At 47.8% G+C, this 16,830-nt stretch carries 16 protein-coding genes and 1 tRNA gene; 9 read left to right on the top strand and 8 right to left on the bottom strand.

Translation table 11 applies throughout. The annotated features are described in order from the left end of the window. Positions 1–26 precede the first annotated feature (26 nt). The 8 genes from ychF to LPB140_RS00815 all read right to left on the bottom strand — a co-directional run bounded on the left by ychF (position 27) and on the right by LPB140_RS00815 (position 6,279). Positions 27–1,127, bottom strand: a complete 1,101-nt coding sequence (gene ychF, locus LPB140_RS00780; protein ID WP_072558260.1) for a redox-regulated ATPase YchF — start codon at positions 1,125–1,127, stop codon at positions 27–29. Between the two features lie 10 nt (positions 1,128–1,137). Next, positions 1,138–1,983, bottom strand: coding sequence for a hypothetical protein (locus LPB140_RS00785; protein WP_156874082.1), 846 nt, complete (start codon positions 1,981–1,983; stop codon positions 1,138–1,140). A 107-nt stretch (positions 1,984–2,090) separates the two neighbouring features. Next, positions 2,091–2,660 (bottom strand): aminoacyl-tRNA hydrolase, encoded by a 570-nt coding sequence (gene pth / locus LPB140_RS00790; RefSeq protein WP_072558262.1) that lies wholly within the window; start codon positions 2,658–2,660, stop codon positions 2,091–2,093. Between the two features lie 106 nt (positions 2,661–2,766). Continuing rightward, positions 2,767–3,417 (bottom strand): 50S ribosomal protein L25/general stress protein Ctc, encoded by a 651-nt coding sequence (locus tag LPB140_RS00795; protein ID WP_072558263.1) that lies wholly within the window; start codon positions 3,415–3,417, stop codon positions 2,767–2,769. A gap of 143 nt (positions 3,418–3,560) precedes the next feature. Continuing rightward, entirely contained in the window at positions 3,561–4,496 is a 936-nt protein-coding gene (locus tag LPB140_RS00800) for a TraB/GumN family protein (protein WP_072558264.1), read from the bottom strand. Positions 4,497–4,601: 105 nt separating this feature from the next. Beyond that, entirely contained in the window at positions 4,602–5,597 is a 996-nt protein-coding gene (locus LPB140_RS00805) for a TraB/GumN family protein (protein ID WP_072558265.1), read from the bottom strand. Positions 5,598–5,644: 47 nt separating this feature from the next. Further along, positions 5,645–6,073, bottom strand: a complete 429-nt coding sequence (locus LPB140_RS00810) for a hypothetical protein (protein ID WP_072558266.1) — start codon at positions 6,071–6,073, stop codon at positions 5,645–5,647. Then, positions 6,070–6,279, bottom strand: coding sequence for a helix-turn-helix transcriptional regulator (locus LPB140_RS00815; protein WP_072560080.1), 210 nt, complete (start codon positions 6,277–6,279; stop codon positions 6,070–6,072). Before LPB140_RS00815 ends, LPB140_RS00810 begins: the two co-directional genes overlap by 4 nt. A 329-nt stretch (positions 6,280–6,608) precedes the next feature. Here LPB140_RS00815 and LPB140_RS00820 point away from each other — a divergent pair, with 329 nt between their 5' ends. From LPB140_RS00820 to LPB140_RS00860, 9 genes are all read left to right on the top strand, one after another. After that, on the top strand, positions 6,609–7,511 hold the full coding sequence (locus LPB140_RS00820) for a glycine--tRNA ligase subunit alpha (RefSeq protein ID WP_072560081.1): 903 nt from the start codon (positions 6,609–6,611) through the stop codon (positions 7,509–7,511). Continuing rightward, positions 7,508–9,616 (top strand): glycine--tRNA ligase subunit beta, encoded by a 2,109-nt coding sequence (gene glyS / locus LPB140_RS00825; RefSeq protein ID WP_072558267.1) that lies wholly within the window; start codon positions 7,508–7,510, stop codon positions 9,614–9,616. Before LPB140_RS00820 ends, glyS begins: the two co-directional genes overlap by 4 nt. A gap of 71 nt (positions 9,617–9,687) precedes the next feature. Further along, positions 9,688–12,372: a pyruvate, phosphate dikinase gene (gene ppdK, locus LPB140_RS00830; RefSeq protein ID WP_072558268.1), complete on the top strand. Its 2,685-nt coding sequence runs from the start codon at positions 9,688–9,690 to the stop codon at positions 12,370–12,372. A 153-nt stretch (positions 12,373–12,525) separates the two neighbouring features. Beyond that, positions 12,526–12,602, top strand: a tRNA-Arg gene (locus LPB140_RS00835). 146 nt (positions 12,603–12,748) lie between these two features. Further along, a complete protein-coding gene (gene queC, locus LPB140_RS00840) occupies positions 12,749–13,468 on the top strand; it encodes a 7-cyano-7-deazaguanine synthase QueC (protein WP_072560082.1) in 720 nt (239 codons plus the stop codon). A 9-nt stretch (positions 13,469–13,477) separates the two neighbouring features. Next, the gene (gene queE, locus LPB140_RS00845; RefSeq protein ID WP_072560083.1) at positions 13,478–14,122 is read left to right on the top strand and encodes a 7-carboxy-7-deazaguanine synthase; all 645 of its coding nucleotides are present in this window, start codon (positions 13,478–13,480) and stop codon (positions 14,120–14,122) included. 86 nt (positions 14,123–14,208) lie between these two features. Next, complete coding sequence (locus LPB140_RS00850) at positions 14,209–14,580, top strand: hypothetical protein (protein ID WP_072558269.1); 372 nt, start codon at positions 14,209–14,211, stop codon at positions 14,578–14,580. A gap of 101 nt (positions 14,581–14,681) precedes the next feature. Further along, positions 14,682–16,028: a TldD/PmbA family protein gene (locus LPB140_RS00855; RefSeq protein WP_072558270.1), complete on the top strand. Its 1,347-nt coding sequence runs from the start codon at positions 14,682–14,684 to the stop codon at positions 16,026–16,028. 10 nt (positions 16,029–16,038) lie between these two features. After that, positions 16,039–16,827 carry a 3'(2'),5'-bisphosphate nucleotidase CysQ gene (locus LPB140_RS00860; RefSeq protein WP_418346550.1) on the top strand — a complete coding sequence of 263 codons (789 nt, stop codon included), beginning with the start codon at positions 16,039–16,041 and terminating at the stop codon, positions 16,825–16,827. Positions 16,828–16,830 lie beyond the last annotated feature (3 nt).

The raw sequence follows: 16,830 nt of genomic DNA on the forward strand, positions 1-16,830 counted from the left end.
TGTTAAAATGCCAGATTCTGGGTAATTTATACGTTGAATTTGAAATGCAGGACGTCTCCATCCTTTACCACATATTCCTTGCCCTCTTGACGTAATTTGCCTGCATCGCGCGCGCCGCTTTCCCCATTGCATGCAATATAATCATCATAGGCAATGGTTTCGGCGCGAATAAATCCGCGTTCAAAATCGCTGTGAATTTCACCTGCTGCCTGCGGGCCTTTGCTACCCACCTCCACCGTCCATGCGCGGGCTTCTTTTGGGCCGACGGTGAAAAATGTGATAAGATGCAATAAATCATATCCCGACCGGATAACACGGCTTAACCCCGTTTCGGTCAGGCCAAGATCGGATAGAAATTCCATTCTTTCCTCCAACTCCATACCGACCAAATCCGCCTCAATCGCGGCGGAAACCACCACGCTATTCGCGCCGTCTGCCTTTGCCTTTTCGGCGACCTTTGCGCTATATTCATTGCCCGTTGCCGCATCCTCTTCGCCCACATTGCATACATATAATACGGGCTTACTGGTCAATAATTGGGCTTGGGCAAAAATACGCGCCTCCTCATCATCGCCCGGCACGGTCAGACGCGCGGGCTTACCCTCGCGTAATAATTCCAATGTTTGACCCAACACGCTGGCCGCTGCTTTTGCTTCTTTATCGCCCTGTTGCCCTTTTTTAATAAAGGCTGGAACACGTTTTTCCAGGCTTTCTAAATCGGAAAGCAATAATTCGGTTTCCACTGTCTCCGCGTCCGCAACGGGGTCAACATGATTATCGACATGTTGAATATCGTCATTTTCAAAACAACGCAGCACATGGACAATCGCGTCCACTTCACGAATATTGCCCAAAAATTGGTTGCCCAACCCCTCACCCTTTGACGCGCCGCGCACCAATCCGGCAATATCCACAAAGGCAAGCTGGGTAGGGATGATTTTTGCACTGCCCGCAATTGCTGCCAATTTGTTCAAACGATCATCCGGCACGGACACATTGCCAACATTTGGTTCGATGGTGCAAAATGGATAATTTGCCGCCTGTGCGCTTTGCGTATCGGTCAACGCATTAAAAAGCGTGGACTTGCCCACATTTGGTAAGCCCACAATACCACATTTAAAACCCATAAAATTATTCCTATTCGGTCAAAGCATCCTTTGACGCATTATCTTGATTTATTAAAATTGCCATAGCGACACAAAAGCCAATGGGAAAGCTGAATCCATAGCCGATAAGCGGAAAAGGATATGCCCCAAAAATAGGCATCAGAGCAATGATAGCAAAATATATCGCCAATGGCGCAGCATTTTTACGATTTTCTTGGGCAATAAAATATAGGGGGCACATCGCCGTCACCGCCAATGAAATCCATCCCATCACCGCCAATATGGGCAAAATATCCCATGTGCGAAATAAAATTTCCTCTACCTCCAACACTGGTTTTAACGGGTCATGACGCATCCATGCTGCAATAATAAATAATATGATCGCCAATATTATAAATTTGGATTGGCCGCGCCAATGGGTGAAACGAAGGGCCAATATTGCCGCGCCAAATGCACTTGCCTGTGATGCGTCGGGTTGCACCACCAAAATCGCCATAATGGCCAGCGCGGTCCATATCTGTAATAATTGATATTTTAACGGCAAAACCCATAATGCCAATAAAATGGGCAGCATTAACGCCGCGACATTCCAGTGCAGCATGCCGGTGTCAATCCAACGATGCACCCCATCCACCCCCGGGCTGGGCAGTGACAGGACCAGCAATAAAATCACCGCCATTTGCACCATTTTACGGACTTTATTCGTTAATTTAATCCGCAGGAAAAATAAACCAATTAAAGCGCCCGCCGCAATACCCAAAAAATGCGCGGCCTCCCGCATCGGATTTATACCCAAAATATGCATGGATATTGCGCCCATCATCACCGCAAAGGCGGCGCACATTACGGCATATAAATATTTGCGAGATGGTGTCATCAATTTTGTTTCTATATGAATTTCTTAATTATAGCATTTATTTATTGATATATCCTATCCTATATTCCGCATTATTTTACATTATAAAAAGCCATTTTTCAAAAAAATCAATCCTGCATCCGCATGGCAATGTCGTTCATAAAACGCACATCATCCCCCTTGGCCAGCCATTCGGCCTCCGCCCCCAATGCGCCCAATAAATCGGCAAGTCCGTCCATTTCCGCCTTGGCATAATTACCCAAAACATATCCCGACACACGTTTTTTGTCGCCCGGATGGCCAATGCCAATGCGAACACGGCGGAAATCCGGCCCAATATGCGCGATGGTGGAACGAATACCATTATGCCCCGCCGCACCGCCGCCCATACGCACCTTTACCTTAAATGTGGCAAGGTCCAGCTCATCATAAAAAATTGTCACATCGGCGGGGGTTAATTTATAAAAATCCATGGCGGCACGAACGCTTCGCCCGCTTTCATTCATGAAAGTGGCGGGTTTTAACAATAGGATTTTTTCATTCCCAATGCGTCCTTCCTGTGCCCAACCAAGGAATTTTTTTGATGGCGCGGGAAAATTATAAAATTCGGCGATAATATCAGCCACCATGAAACCGACATTGTGGCGGTTCATCGCATAGGAAGGCCCCGGATTGCCCAGCCCGACCCAAATTTGCATGATATACCCCCAAAAAACAATATTTACATATGATAAGGGCCGATCTTACCGCCAATCAATAATTGATCAACTGGTAAGTCGGCCCAAAAAATTTAATCGGTAAAGATTAATCTTCGGCTTTATCGCCTTCGGCTGCTGGCGCAGCTTCAACTACTTCAGCTTCGCCTTCATCTTCGCCTTCTGATTTCAATGCAGATGGTGCAACGATTGTGGCAACGGTAAAGTCGCGATCGGTAATCGCATTTTGCGTACCCTTAGGCAATTTAACTTCGCTGATATGGATGCTGTCACCAATATCAAAACCGGTAAGATCCAATTCGATAAATTCTGGAATTTTGGTTGCGTCGCAAATCAACTCAACCTCATGACGAACAATGTTCAACACGCCGCCACGTTTCAAACCTGGTGCTTCTTCTTCATTGATGAAGTGCACAGGAATTTCAACATTAACTGTCGCGCCTTTTGCAAGGCGGAAAAAGTCAACATGCAAGGGGCGATCAGTGACCGGATGAAAAGCAACATCCTTTGGCAATGTAATTTCGGTTTTACCATTAACCGTTAATTCAACGGTACTGTTGGTAAATTGGCCGGTCATCAATAATTTGACCAAGGCTTTTTCTTCGACATGGATTGCCACGGCTTCTTTTTTATCGCCATAAATAACGGCAGGAACACGGCCTTCGTTACGCAATGCACGGGAGGCTCCCTTGCCAGCCCGCTCGCGTAGTTCAGCCGACAAAGTCAGTTGATCGCTCATAATAATTCTCCAAATAAGTTTATGTTGCCTTTTCGCCTCCAGGGATGACCAAAAATGGCAAGCTGCGGCCAATAGCTGCATTACACCCAAAAAACAAGGATTTTATATATTAAGAAATTGCGGTGTCGGCGATGGCCAATAAATTATTGCACCCGTTCCACCTTATATCCCTTATCGGCCAATAATTGAACCACGCCTTTATCCCCCGCCAAATGTGCCGCGCCCACGCCAACAAAGATTTTTTGATTATTCTGCAACTGCTTATCCAAAATATTGACCCAGTTGCGGTTGCGTCCGTCCAGCAATTTTTCACGAATTTCGGGGACGGACAGCATGTCGTCGCCTTTTTCTGACAACAGGCCGCTCACATCGCCCTTTAACCATGCGGTCATTAATTTTTCAAACCCCTCGCGCGATTTTCCCGTTCCGGAAAGCACGCTATTCAACATTTCGCGTTGTTTTTCCTCATTCAGCGAATCGAAAAAGCCAAATTGTTCCTCCAATTTTTCCAATCCCATTATGGGTTTTTGCTGCGATGTGAATTGCGCGATTAAAATATGGTCCACGCCCTGATCCTGTTTCAAACCCAATTTCGCACTGGATGCCGAGGCAATGGTTAATGCTGCGGTCCAGCTTTTCATATTATCCAAAACAAAGGCTGGGACGGGCACATCCTTCATCGCCATATCAAATTTTGGTTTTAATTTTGGGTCAATGCGTTTTTCAATCGGGGGCAGGCCCTTTTTAATCCCCATTTCGGTAAATATTTTGGCGACTTTATCGGTATCTTCCAACCCGACAACCTCCACATATAATATGTCGCTATCCTCCATTGCCTGTTCAATTGATGCGCTGCGCCAATTTATCCCATCGGGTAATAAATGGACCGTGCCAAACAAATAAGCATGCCCGGCTTTATCATCATCCTTATGACTTATTTTCCATAAAGCAGGCGTGCCGCTTCGGTTGCCCGCGACCATTTCTTCTTTTGGCACAGCATAAGAAGACCATGCATAATATGCGACTGCGAATATGGCGATAATCATAGATAATATGATAAGGATGCGTTTTTTATTCATAAAATGGATATGGTCATTTTCTATAATTAGTTAAGGGGCAAAAAAATGGAGCCCACCATCATATATGGCGGGCCCCATTTAATATAAAAGAGATTTGTTTAAAATTTAGTTTGTGACCAATTTTGATTGATGGCCATATTCAGCCAAATGATTTTGCACGCTTTCATCACCAACCAAATGCCCCGCGCCAACAGCCACAAAAACCGTGCCGGGGCGGTCCATCCGCGCATCCAGCCATGCCGCCCAATTGATGTTTCTTTCCTTAAACACACGCTCGAAAAATATTTTATATTCGGCGGATTCCATTGGCAATACCAATGTTTCATTTAATTTTTTCTGATCACCAGATGCCCAACCATCGACCATTTTATTTAATTCAGGAACCACCTTGTCGCGGTCCTTCAACCCTTCTACCAAAAATTGAATATGCTTTTCTTCATCCCCAGAACTTATAATGCTCAACTGATAACCCATGGTTTCCAAACCCAATATGGGCTTGCCATCCCTTTCGGCTTGTTTGGTGATTATTTTATCCGCGCCGCTATTGGGGTCAAATCCACCTTTTGTCATTAACATCACCTGTGTTTGCACACCCGCGGCCCATGGCCGAATGGGGTCCAACGCATTTTCCGGCAGGCCAATATCCGCCATCGCCTCAGTATAAATCTTACGCTGCTGCGGCGTCATTTTATCACGCAGGCTCTTGCCGCTGCTATCAATCATCAATTTGGTGGATTGCGCAATCATCTCTTCTTGTGATGGTTCAATCATTTCAATGACCAGCTCGTCCGATTTATCATATGCCGTGCGGATTTCATCATTAAACCAATCCAATTCAGGTTTCAGTAAATGGATTGTGCCAAATAAATATATGGTCGTATCTTCATCCTTTACTACCCACAGGGCGGGGTCGGCATCAATCTTTTTCACCTCTGGCAATAATGCCTCTGTATCGCCCATTGCTTTTATCGCATCGGCGGATTTTTGCGCAGATATATTCACATCTGCATCTTGCGTATCTTGGGCAAATGCGATGGGCGCATATAGCAAAGCGGATAATGCCGCGCCGCCCATGAACAATGTTTTTTTCATGATATTCATATTTAATCCTCTATTCCTAAATTCTTTATGGCCTGATTATTATTTGATTATAAATATTTTTTCCACATCCAAGTGATGACCCAAATAAAGTTAAACGCCATAAAAATGACAAACCCATTGGGTTCACCCATCATGCCCCCGCGCCATAAAATCCACCATGTCGGCGCACCGATAATATAGGCATAGGCTGCATAATATGCCCCATCACGATAGGCATGGGCTTCTTGCTCATCCACTGCATTTTTGTGCCAGTAAAACGCAATAATCGGCATGATTACCGCCCAAAATATCGCCAGTGCAATGGCAATTGGCGCGGCGATGGCGGCGCTGCTGAATATCGAAAAACTGCCCATATCTTCATCTGGGCGTAACAACACCAAAACCACACCAATAATCGCGCCAAATATGCCGCAAATAATCAAAATATTGCGGTTAAGTTTTTCTTTATTGGTCAATATATTTTTCCCCTTGCTCATGCGCCTTCCCCCATAAATTCATCGTCAAAAATTTCTTCGATTTTCATGTCAAATAATCGCGCAATTTTAAACGCCAATGGTAAGGAGGGATCATATTTGCCCGTTTCAATCGCATTTACCGCCTGCCGCGACACATCCAAATGCTGACCAAGCTCTGCCTGGCTCCAATCATTCATCGCGCGAAGGACCTTTAATTTATTTTTCATAAAATCCATCTCACTCGCCTTCATTAAAAGCTGGCACCATGTCAGCTTTCCCTTACTTTATGTCGCGCTTAATTGATAATGTCAAGCATGCATTACATAAAAATATGCATGCCTTACATTTTGGCAGTTTTGCATGACTTTACTTCACATCAAAATGGCAAATGGAGGATAAAAGGTCACAGTTTGGCAAAAATATTTGCCAAATCGCCCTTCTATCTGGTTCATCTGGGTTGACCTTCCCCCCGCCATGCGCCAATGCAGTCAAAAAAATATTGCATGTGCGAAGGATGCGGGAATTGACCGAAAAAAATCCTCTTAATTTTCAGGATATGATCCTGACTCTTCACCGTTTCTGGGCGGATCAAGGATGTGTCATCCTGCAACCCCATGATATGGAAATGGGGGCGGGCACGTTTCACCCCGCCACAACTTTACGTGCGCTTGGCCCGGATCAATGGAACGCCGCATTTGTTCAACCATGCCGCCGCCCAACCGATGGCCGTTACGGTGAAAATCCCAATCGCCTGCAACATTATTATCAATATCAGGTTATCTTAAAACCCTCCCCCCCCAATATTCAGGAGCTTTATTTACAAAGCCTTGCCGCCATTGGTATTGACCCGATGCTGCATGATATCCGATTTGTGGAGGATGATTGGGAAAGCCCAACCCTTGGCGCATGGGGGCTTGGCTGGGAAATATGGTGTGACGGGATGGAGGTCACACAATTTACATATTTCCAACAAATGGGCGGTTTTGATTGTAAGCCCGTGGCGGGTGAATTGACCTATGGTCTTGAACGGCTTGCCATGTATATTCAAGGGGTGGACAGCGTCTATGACCTTGATTTTAACGGCCTGCCCAAGGGACAGGGCGGCATGACCTATGGCGATGTATTTCATGAAAATGAGGTTCAACAAAGCACATGGAATTTTGAGGTCGCCGACACCGACCGCTTATTTGACGCATTTAAAAAGGCCACGGCGGAATGCGAATTATGTTTGGAGAAAAAATTACCCATTCCGGCATATGAACAAGCAATTAAGGCCAGCCATATTTTCAACCTGTTGCAAGCGCGCGGCGTGATCAGCGTGCAGGAACGGGCCAGCTATATGGGCCGTGTGCGCGACCTGGCCAAGGGGTCATGCGTGGCATGGATGGAGAAAAATGGCTGGAGCGAAGCCGCCGAAACATCCAATGCAGGCGCTGGCAATGCAGGAGAAGGCGCATGACAAATTTCTTATTTGAAATTCGATGTGAAGAAATCCCCGCGCGGATGCAGGCAGGGGCAAGGGCCGAATTAAAGAAATTATTTGACGCGCAAATGGCCAATGCCGGATTAAAAGCGGAAAATATAACCATATATTCCACCCCGCGCCGTCTTGCCTTAATCGCGCGCGGCCTGCCCCGTGAAACCGCCGCGATAAGCGAGGAAGCAAAAGGCCCGCCACAGGGTGCACCCGATGCAGCTTTGGATGGTTTCTGCCGCAAAAATGGCGTGGAACGCGGTGATTTGGAATTGCGCGATGTCAAAGGGCGCATGACATATTTTGCTATAATCAATAAGGCTGGCCGTCCATGCAAAGATGTTTTGGCAGAGGCTATTCCCGCGATTATAAAAGGTTTCAGCTGGCCCAAATCCATGCGGTGGGGCGCAGATAGCCTGTCCACGCAAAGCCTGCGTTGGGTGCGGCCATTGTCCGGCATTATCGCTTTATTTGGTGATGATATTGTCGAATGTCATGTGGACGGCATAGCATCTGGCCGCACAACAATGGGCCATCGTTTCCATTCATCGGGTGAAATTATCATCGATAATGCGGATGATTATGCGGCAAAATTGCGCAATGCCCATGTCATTATTGACCATGAAGAACGGCAAAATATCATCCGCGATGGCGCGAAACAGGCCGCAAATGATGCGGGGCTGTCGTTGATAGAGGATGAAGGATTGGTCATTGAAAATGCGGGCCTGACCGAATGGCCTGTGCCTTTACTTGGCCGTTTTGATGATAGCTTCCTTGACGTTCCGGCGGAGGTTATTCAATTAACCGCGCGGGTGAACCAAAAATATTTTGTGGTAAATGATGCGGCGGGCAATTTGACCAACGCCTTTATCTGCACCGCAAATATTGCCGCGCATGATGGCGGCAAAGCAATAGTGGCGGGCAATGAAAAGGTGCTTGCCGCGCGGCTTTCCGATGCGAAATTTTTCTGGGAATTGGACCAAAAAACAACGCTTGCCGACCATGGTAAAAAATTACAGCGTATTACCTTCCATGAAAAATTGGGCACAGTCGCCGATAAGGTGGAACGTGTGGCGCGGCTGGCCCGTTGGTTATGCGAAGCAAAAATTATTAACGCCGATCCCGATATGGCCGAACAGGCCGCAAAATTATGTAAGGCCGATTTGGTCACCGAAATGGTGGGCGAATTTCCCGAATTACAGGGGTTAATGGGCGGATATTATGCCGAAAAAGAAGGATTGCCGATTGAAATAAGCAATGCCATTCGCGACCATTATAAACCCGTGGGGCAAAATGATGATGTGCCCACCGCGCCCGTGACCGTGGCTGTTTCATTGGCCGATAAGCTGGATACACTTTGTTCGTTTTTCGATATAGAGGAATTCCCAACAGGCTCTAAAGATCCTTTTGCGCTCCGTAGAGCCGCCATTGCCTTGGTTTTATTGATAAGAAAAAATGATATTACACTTCATTTTGGTTCAACAATCTCATTAGGTTGGCTGGGTCATACGGCCAATATAGAGTTGATTCCTAGTGAAATTGATCGGCGAAAAGTTATAACAACTGTGCCACATTTTATTTTTGACCGCCTTGAAGTTATGATGCGAGACGAAGGACTCCCTCCCGATTTCATCGCTGCTTCTCGCAACATTAACTCCACACCAGATGGTAGGATAGACATAGTGTTAAAACGGGCCAGCGCCCTGCAGGCATTTGTTGAAACCTATAATGGGTCCAATTTATTGGCCGGATATAAACGCGCGGCCAATATTTTGAAACAGGCGGTCGACGCCCCCGCATCAACTACCGCCATCTCCGCGCAGGCAGAAATAAATGCCAAAGAGCAAGAAAAAGCCTTGCTGTCCGCTTTGGCCTCCGCCGAACCATTGGCCGCAGCGGCAATTGAAGAAGAACGCTTTGCCGATGCGATGAGCGCACTTTCAACCCTTCGCGGCCCTATAGATGCATTTTTTGATGCCGTTATGGTAAATGATGAGGATGAAAATATACGAAATTTCCGCTTATCGCTATTGCTGCGTTTCCGCGATGCTGTGCATCAAGTGGCCGATTTTTCCAAGGTGGAGGGGTAGCCCCGTCGCCAAAAATACATTATCTCCTCCCCGGGGAAACGAGTAATATTAAATAAAGGAATGACATAGGCATGACCCAATATATGTATCGTTTTGGTGGCGGCGTGGCCGATGGTGGCGACGCGGCAAAAGGAAATAAAAACCTGCTTGGGGGCAAAGGTGCAAATTTGGCCGAAATGGCGTCAATTGGCCTGCCCGTGCCCCCTGGATTTACCCTTTCCACCGAATTATGCGCACGATATTATGAAGAAGGGGAAAGCTATCCGCCGTCGGTTAATGATGAAGTTGCCGCCGGTATTGCCCATATTGAAAAAGTAACGGGCAAAAATTTTGGCGATGCCAACAAAGTCGGCAATGGTCCATTATTGGTTTCGGTGCGTTCGGGTGCGCGGGTATCCATGCCCGGCATGATGGACACTGTTCTTAACCTTGGCCTGAATGATGAAACGGTGGAGGCATTGGCCGCAACATCGGGCGATGCGCGCTTCGCATGGGACAGTTATCGCCGTTTCATCCAAATGTATTGCGATGTTGTTCTTGGCCTTGACCATGGATTATTTGAAGAAGCATTGGAAATTGCCAAAGAAGATTCCGGTTATTTTAACGACACCGATATGCAGGTGGATGATTGGAAAAAACTGGTCAGCATTTTCAAAAAAATCGTCGAAGAAGAATGGGGCAAACCGTTTCCACAAGATGTAAATGAACAATTATGGGGCGCAATCACCGCCGTATTTGGCAGCTGGGAATGTGAACGGGCGCGGGTATATCGCCGCTTAAACGATATTTCGGCAAGCTGGGGCACGGCGGTCAATGTTCAGGCAATGGTATTTGGCAATATGGGCGACACATCGGCAACCGGTGTGGCCTTTACCCGCGATCCATCATCGGGCGAACATGCATATTATGGCGAATATTTAATCAATGCACAGGGCGAAGATGTGGTGGCGGGCATTCGCACGCCGCAATATTTAACCAAAGTTGCGCGTGAAGCCGCGGGCGCAAAGCCGCTTTCCATGGAAGAGGCCATGCCCGAAATATATGCGGAGCTGGCCAAGGTTTTCGACCTGTTAGAGGCGCATTACCGCGATATGCAGGATATTGAATTTACCGTTGAACGCGGCAAATTATGGATGTTGCAAACCCGTTCGGGCAAACGAACCGCAAAGGCGGCATTGCGCATTGCCATTGACATGGTGGGCGAAAAATTAATCACCGAGGATGAAGCTATTTTGCGCATTGACCCCATGGCGCTGGACCAATTATTGCACCCTACCCTTGACCCCAAGGCAAAGCGTATTGTGCTGACCAAGGGATTACCCGCATCGCCAGGTGCGGCATCGGGTTATATTGCATTTGATGCCGATTCGGCGGAACGGCGCAAGGAAATGGGCGAAAGCATTATTTTGGTGCGCACCGAAACATCGCCAGAGGATATTCACGGCATGCATGCTGCAAAGGGTATTTTGACCGCACGTGGCGGCATGACCAGCCACGCCGCCGTTGTGGCGCGCGGCATGGGCCGCCCCTGTGTTTCCGGTGCGGGTGCTTTGTTAATTGATGCAAAGGCCGGGACGCTGCGCATTGGTGATAAAATTTATCATGATGGTGACATGATTACCATTGACGGTACAACGGGCGAAGTGATGGAGGGCGAAGTCCCCACCATTCAACCCGAATTGGTCGGTGATTTTGGTATATTGATGGAATGGGCGGATAAGGGACGGCGCATGGCCGTGCGCACCAATGCCGAAACCCCGCATGATGCCCAAACCGCGCGCGATTTTGGCGCGCAGGGCATTGGGCTTTGCCGCACCGAGCATATGTTTTTCGAGGCAAGCCGGATTACCGCCGTTCGCCAGATGATTTTGGCCAATGATGAGGCGGGCCGCCGCGCCGCATTGGATAAATTATTGCCCGAACAGCGCAGTGATTTTACCGAAATTTTCCGCGTGATGACCGGTTTGCCCGTTACCATACGCTTGCTTGATCCGCCATTGCATGAATTTTTGCCCCATGCGGAAAATGAATTTGCCGATGTGGCCAGCGCCGCCGGAGTGGGTATTGATGTGTTGAAACAACGCGCCAATGAATTGCACGAATTTAACCCCATGCTTGGCCATCGTGGTTGTCGTTTGGGTGTTACCTTTCCCGAAATTTATGAAATGCAGGCACGGGCAATTTTTGAAGCCGCGCTTGACGTTGCTGCAGAAAAGGGCGCTGCCCCCATACCAGAGGTGATGATTCCCCTTGTCGGGACAAAGGGCGAATTGACCATGATGAAGGCGTTGGTCAATCAAATCGCCGAAAAGGTTTTTGAAGAACGTGGTAACCGCATTGAATATCTTGTCGGCACGATGATTGAGCTGCCCCGTGCGGCATTGATGGCCGATGAAATTGCAGAGGAAGGGGCGTTCTTCTCCTTTGGCACAAATGACCTTACCCAAACCACATTGGGCGTCAGCCGCGATGATGCAGCCCGATTCTTAACCCATTATGTGGACAAGGGCATTTATGCCCGCGACCCATTTGTCAGCTTGGATATAGAGGGCGTGGGCCAGTTAATCGAAATTGCGGTTAATAAAGGCCGCGCGACTCGCCCCGATATTAAATTGGGCATTTGCGGTGAACATGGCGGCGATCCTGCCTCTATCGCTTTTTGTGAACAGGTTGGTTTGGATTATGTATCTGCATCCCCCTATCGCGTGCCAATTGCCCGATTGGCAGCCGCACAGGCCGCGCTACGTAAGGGGTGAATCATGTCATTAAACCGGATATTTGGCCCGCATAAAAACGGGTCAAATGTCCAAAAAAATGGATTAGGATAAAATAAATTACAAAAAATGGGCCTTTTATAAAGAAAAAGACTTGCCAGCAGCGTCCACAGAACGTAAAGGCCCATTTCCAGTGCACCCGTAGCTCAGCTGGATAGAGCACCAGACTACGAATCTGGGGGCCGGGCGTTCGAATCGCTCCGGGTGCACCAACTTTTCCTTTTCCATTATTTTTGTTCCATATATATTTATGTGAACCCATAACTGGCCCATATTTGGCCCATAATTGGATAAACGCGCATCATATTTATATAAGATATATTTATTAAATTTTTGGCGCAGGAAGAACGGTGTTAAATTGGCAGATATCATCAAAGAAAAAGCAGTAATCCTCCTTTCCGGCGGGCTAGATTCCATGGTGGTCGCGGGCCTTGCCAAACAGGCGGGGTATGACATTCTTGCCCTGACCATTGATTATAATCAACGCCACCGTATTGAATTGGAAGCTGCAAAAAAAATTGCAGCGCATTTGGGCGCAATAGAACATATTATCCTGCCCTTGGACCTTACCAAATTTGGCGGCAGCGCGTTAACCGCGGATATTGACGTCCCCAAACAGGGTATTGATTCGGGCGATATTCCCATCACCTATGTTCCCGCGCGAAACACGATATTTTTATCGCTCTGCCTTGGCTTGGCAGAGGCGCGGGGCGCACGTGATTTATGGATTGGGGTAAATGCACTGGATTATTCCGGCTATCCCGATTGCCGTCCAGAATTTATCGCCAGTTTTGAAACCATGGCAAATTTGGCCACCAAGGCCGGCGTAGAGGGCAAGGATAAACAAGGTCAAGGATTTACCATTCACACGCCCTTATTACATATGAGCAAGGCCGATATAGCAGGAGAGGCAGCGCGGTTACAGCTTGATACAGGGATGAGCTGGTCATGTTATGACCCAGTTGAAATTTCCAGTGGCAATTTTGCCGCATGCGGCACATGTGATAGCTGCCGTTTACGGCAAAAAGGATTTGCCGAGGCGGGCCTGTCCGATAATATAAAATATGCCGCAGAATAAGGCATGATGATGAGCTATGCCGTCAAAGAAATATTCCTTACCCTTCAGGGGGAGGGCGCACATGCAGGACGGCGGGCGGTTTTTCTGCGCTTTGCCGGATGCAATTTATGGAGCGGTTTGGAAAAAGACCGCGCCAGTGCCATTTGCCAATTTTGCGACACCGACTTTATCGGCATGGATGGCGAAAATGGTGGGCGATATCATGCCGATGCATTGGCCGATAAGGTCGCGGCCCTTTGGGGTGAAAATCCGGCGCACCGATATGTTGTTTTAACGGGCGGTGAGCCGATGCTGCAAATTGATGATGCATTGACCCATGCTTTGCATGAACGCGGCTTTACCATTACCATGGAAAGTAACGGCACTATCGCGGCGCATCCCGCCATTGATTGGGTATGTATCAGCCCAAAATATGGCAGCGATGTGGTCCAACAAAGCGGCAATGAATTAAAATTGGTCTGGCCACAAATTGGCACCAATTGGCAAGGCATGGAAAATTGGGCATTTGACCATTTTTTAATCCAACCAATGGATGATGCTGCCGGAAATAAAGATAAGGTTGCGGCAAATTTGGCCGCCGCGATAGAATTTGTTCAGCAACATCCCAAATGGCGGTTATCTATGCAAACGCATAAATTTTTGGGCCTGCAATAAGGGGCGAGCGCCGCTCTATATATATGATAATTGACTCTATCTATTTAATTTGCCACCCTTTGAATTAGGAGAAAAGAGGGGCAAAGATGATGGCGCATAATGAAACAGCACATGGTGAAGCGGCCAATATGCATATTGGTGAAAAGAAAAGCTATACCAAGAAAATAAGCGACCATGTGGCCTATGGCTTGGTCATTTATACATTGATGCTTATCTTTTTGGTTACCAAAACGCTGAAAAGCGACGGCATGTCCATTTTCCCTTATTTTATGTTGGTGGTTCTGGTGGGCTTGGTCATCCCATTATTCCATAGCTTTGACAGCAAATGGCGGAAAATTGAAAATAATGCCGAATTTAGCCATGATAAAAACAGCATTTTTCGGCAGGACTGCATGAAAATATGGGCATTATCAATTGGCCTGCCCATTATATGGATGTTGTTATTTTCCGCGCTTTAACCACAATAATGGCACATATTAAACAAGGATATTTGCCAAATTATTTATTCAAAGTAGCGCGGCCAATTGACGCTTTGGACACAGCGTTCTAAGCGGTTATAATGTTAACAGCAAAAGAAGCGCAGGACCGCGCCGATAATTTGGTCCAACAAGCAATAAAAGCAGGCGCAGATGCCGCCGATGCGGTTTATTATTGCGATGCCAGCACATCGGTATCAATGCGATTGGGTAAGTTGGAGGATGTGTCGCGTTCCGAGGGGCAGGATATTGGCCTGCGCGTTTTTGTGGGCAAAAGATCGGCCACCACATCATCTTCATCTATGGATAGCGACAGCATGGCCAATATGGTCGCGCGCTGCATTGCCATGGCCAAGGAAGCGCCAGAGGATAAATATGCCGGATTGGCGGCAAAGGAGCTGTTATTAAAAGACGCGCCCATTGATGTTGAAAGCGATGATGGGGCAAATCCTGAACCCGCTATGCTGCGTGAAATGGCACTATTGGCCGAAGAAGCCGCACGTTCGGTATCCGGCGTAGAAAACAGCGAAGGCGCAGGAGCAAGCGCAGGGCGGTCCATATTCGCCCTTGCCACCAGCAATGGATTTATTGGCAGCCGCGTGGCCAGCGGATATAATCTATCGGCCAGTGTCATTGCCGGAACAGGCGATAATATGGAGCGTGATTATGCATGGCGATCCGCGCGTCATTTGTCCGATTTGGAGGATGCCGAAACATTGGGCCGCCGCGCGGGTGAACGTGCAGTGGCAAAGCTGAACCCCAAAAATTTCAAGGGCGGGGCAATGCCCGTATTTTTCGACCCGCGAGTTGGCGGCTCTTTAATCGGTCATTTAATCGGCGCGATGAGCGGCGCATCCATTGCCCGCAAAACCAGTTTCCTGTTAGAGTTTTTGGGTGAGGAAATTTTCGCGCCACAAATCAACATTATCGAACAACCACATTTGAAACGTGGGCTTTCCTCGCGTGCATTTGATAGTGAAGGGCTGCCTACAAAATCGGCAAAGTTAATCGATAATGGCCGTTTAACCGGATGGTTGATGAATGTGTCCGATGCGGCGCAGCTGAACCTTGCCCCCACAGGCCATGCCAGCAGGGGGGTCAGCGGATCGCCCGGCACATCAGTATCCAATGTGACATTAAATAGCAGCAGTACCAGTGTGGCCGATTTAATGGCCGATGTTAAAATGGGTGTTTTAATCACCGAATTGGTTGGGCAAGGCGTTAATCCAGTAACAGGTGATTATAGCCGTGGGGCAAATGGTTTTTTAATTGAAAATGGCGTTATTTCCCACCCGATTAGCGAATTTACCATAGCAGGCAATTTAAAAGATATGTTCCGCCAAATGATGGTCGCGGATGATCTGGAGATGATAAGATCGTTAAATGTTCCAACGATTAGGGTGGACGGCATGACCGTTGCCACCGGTTAACCGCGCGGATATGCCGCCGATTATCGACATTGATTTAATGGTGCATGCGGTGCGCGGTGCAGGTGATATTGCCATGCAAAATTGGCGTCAAGATGCGCCGCCAAATGCCAAAATTTGGGAAAAATCCAAAGGGCATCCAGTATGCGATGTTGATATTGCAGTTGATGAGGCATTAAAAAAATCACTTGGCGCTTTATTACCCGATGCGGGATGGTTATCCGAAGAAACCGCCGATAATTTGGGCCGTGTCACACAAAAAACCCTGTGGATTGTTGATCCCATTGATGGCACGCGCGATTATATTCGTGGGCGCAGGGGCTGGTGCGTTTCAGCGGCCCTTATCCATGATGGCACGGTTATGATGGGTATATTATATGCGCCTGCCATGGGCGACATATGGATGGCACGGCGCGGCCATGGTGCATGGCGCAATGGTCGGCGATTATATGGCAGCAACAGGCAAGAATTTGTCGGTGCGCGCGTTCCGGCACATGAATTGCCCAAAATTGATCAGGATTTAACCCTAGTCCCCCAACCAAATAGCATCGCGCTGCGCATGGCGATGGTCGCTGATGATGAGGCAGACCTTGTCGCCACGCTGCGTTGGGGCAATGAATGGGATATTGCCGCCGCCCATTTAATCGCGGCAGAGGCAGGGTGCAAAGTCACCACCGCCTTGGGGGATGAGATTATTTATAATAAACCCGATCCCCTTGATTTTGGGTTAATCACCTCTGCGCGTGATATTCATCAATCCGCGATACAAAGGTTAAATGAACGGGCAAAGGCATTATTATAATAT

Source organism: Sphingorhabdus lutea (assembly GCF_001889025.1).
In the GTDB taxonomy this organism is placed as follows: domain Bacteria; phylum Pseudomonadota; class Alphaproteobacteria; order Sphingomonadales; family Sphingomonadaceae; genus Sphingorhabdus_B; species Sphingorhabdus_B lutea.

Excerpts from the sequence above, each read along its gene's own strand:
- ychF (WP_072558260.1), bottom strand. The coding sequence starts at position 1,127 with ATGGGTTTTAAATGTGGTATTGTGGGCTTACCAAATGTGGGCAAGTCC.
- LPB140_RS00785 (WP_156874082.1), bottom strand. The coding sequence starts at position 1,983 with ATGACACCATCTCGCAAATATTTATATGCCGTAATGTGCGCCGCCTTT.
- pth (WP_072558262.1), bottom strand. The coding sequence starts at position 2,660 with ATGCAAATTTGGGTCGGGCTGGGCAATCCGGGGCCTTCCTATGCGATG.
- LPB140_RS00795 (WP_072558263.1), bottom strand. The coding sequence starts at position 3,417 with ATGAGCGATCAACTGACTTTGTCGGCTGAACTACGCGAGCGGGCTGGC.
- LPB140_RS00800 (WP_072558264.1), bottom strand. The coding sequence starts at position 4,496 with ATGAATAAAAAACGCATCCTTATCATATTATCTATGATTATCGCCATA.
- LPB140_RS00805 (WP_072558265.1), bottom strand. The coding sequence starts at position 5,597 with ATGAATATCATGAAAAAAACATTGTTCATGGGCGGCGCGGCATTATCC.
- LPB140_RS00810 (WP_072558266.1), bottom strand. The coding sequence starts at position 6,073 with ATGAGCAAGGGGAAAAATATATTGACCAATAAAGAAAAACTTAACCGC.
- LPB140_RS00815 (WP_072560080.1), bottom strand. The coding sequence starts at position 6,279 with ATGAAAAATAAATTAAAGGTCCTTCGCGCGATGAATGATTGGAGCCAG.
- LPB140_RS00820 (WP_072560081.1), top strand. The coding sequence starts at position 6,609 with ATGATCCTGACTCTTCACCGTTTCTGGGCGGATCAAGGATGTGTCATC.
- glyS (WP_072558267.1), top strand. The coding sequence starts at position 7,508 with ATGACAAATTTCTTATTTGAAATTCGATGTGAAGAAATCCCCGCGCGG.
- ppdK (WP_072558268.1), top strand. The coding sequence starts at position 9,688 with ATGACCCAATATATGTATCGTTTTGGTGGCGGCGTGGCCGATGGTGGC.
- queE (WP_072560083.1), top strand. The coding sequence starts at position 13,478 with ATGAGCTATGCCGTCAAAGAAATATTCCTTACCCTTCAGGGGGAGGGC.
- LPB140_RS00850 (WP_072558269.1), top strand. The coding sequence starts at position 14,209 with ATGATGGCGCATAATGAAACAGCACATGGTGAAGCGGCCAATATGCAT.
- LPB140_RS00855 (WP_072558270.1), top strand. The coding sequence starts at position 14,682 with ATGTTAACAGCAAAAGAAGCGCAGGACCGCGCCGATAATTTGGTCCAA.
- LPB140_RS00860 (WP_418346550.1), top strand. The coding sequence starts at position 16,039 with ATGCCGCCGATTATCGACATTGATTTAATGGTGCATGCGGTGCGCGGT.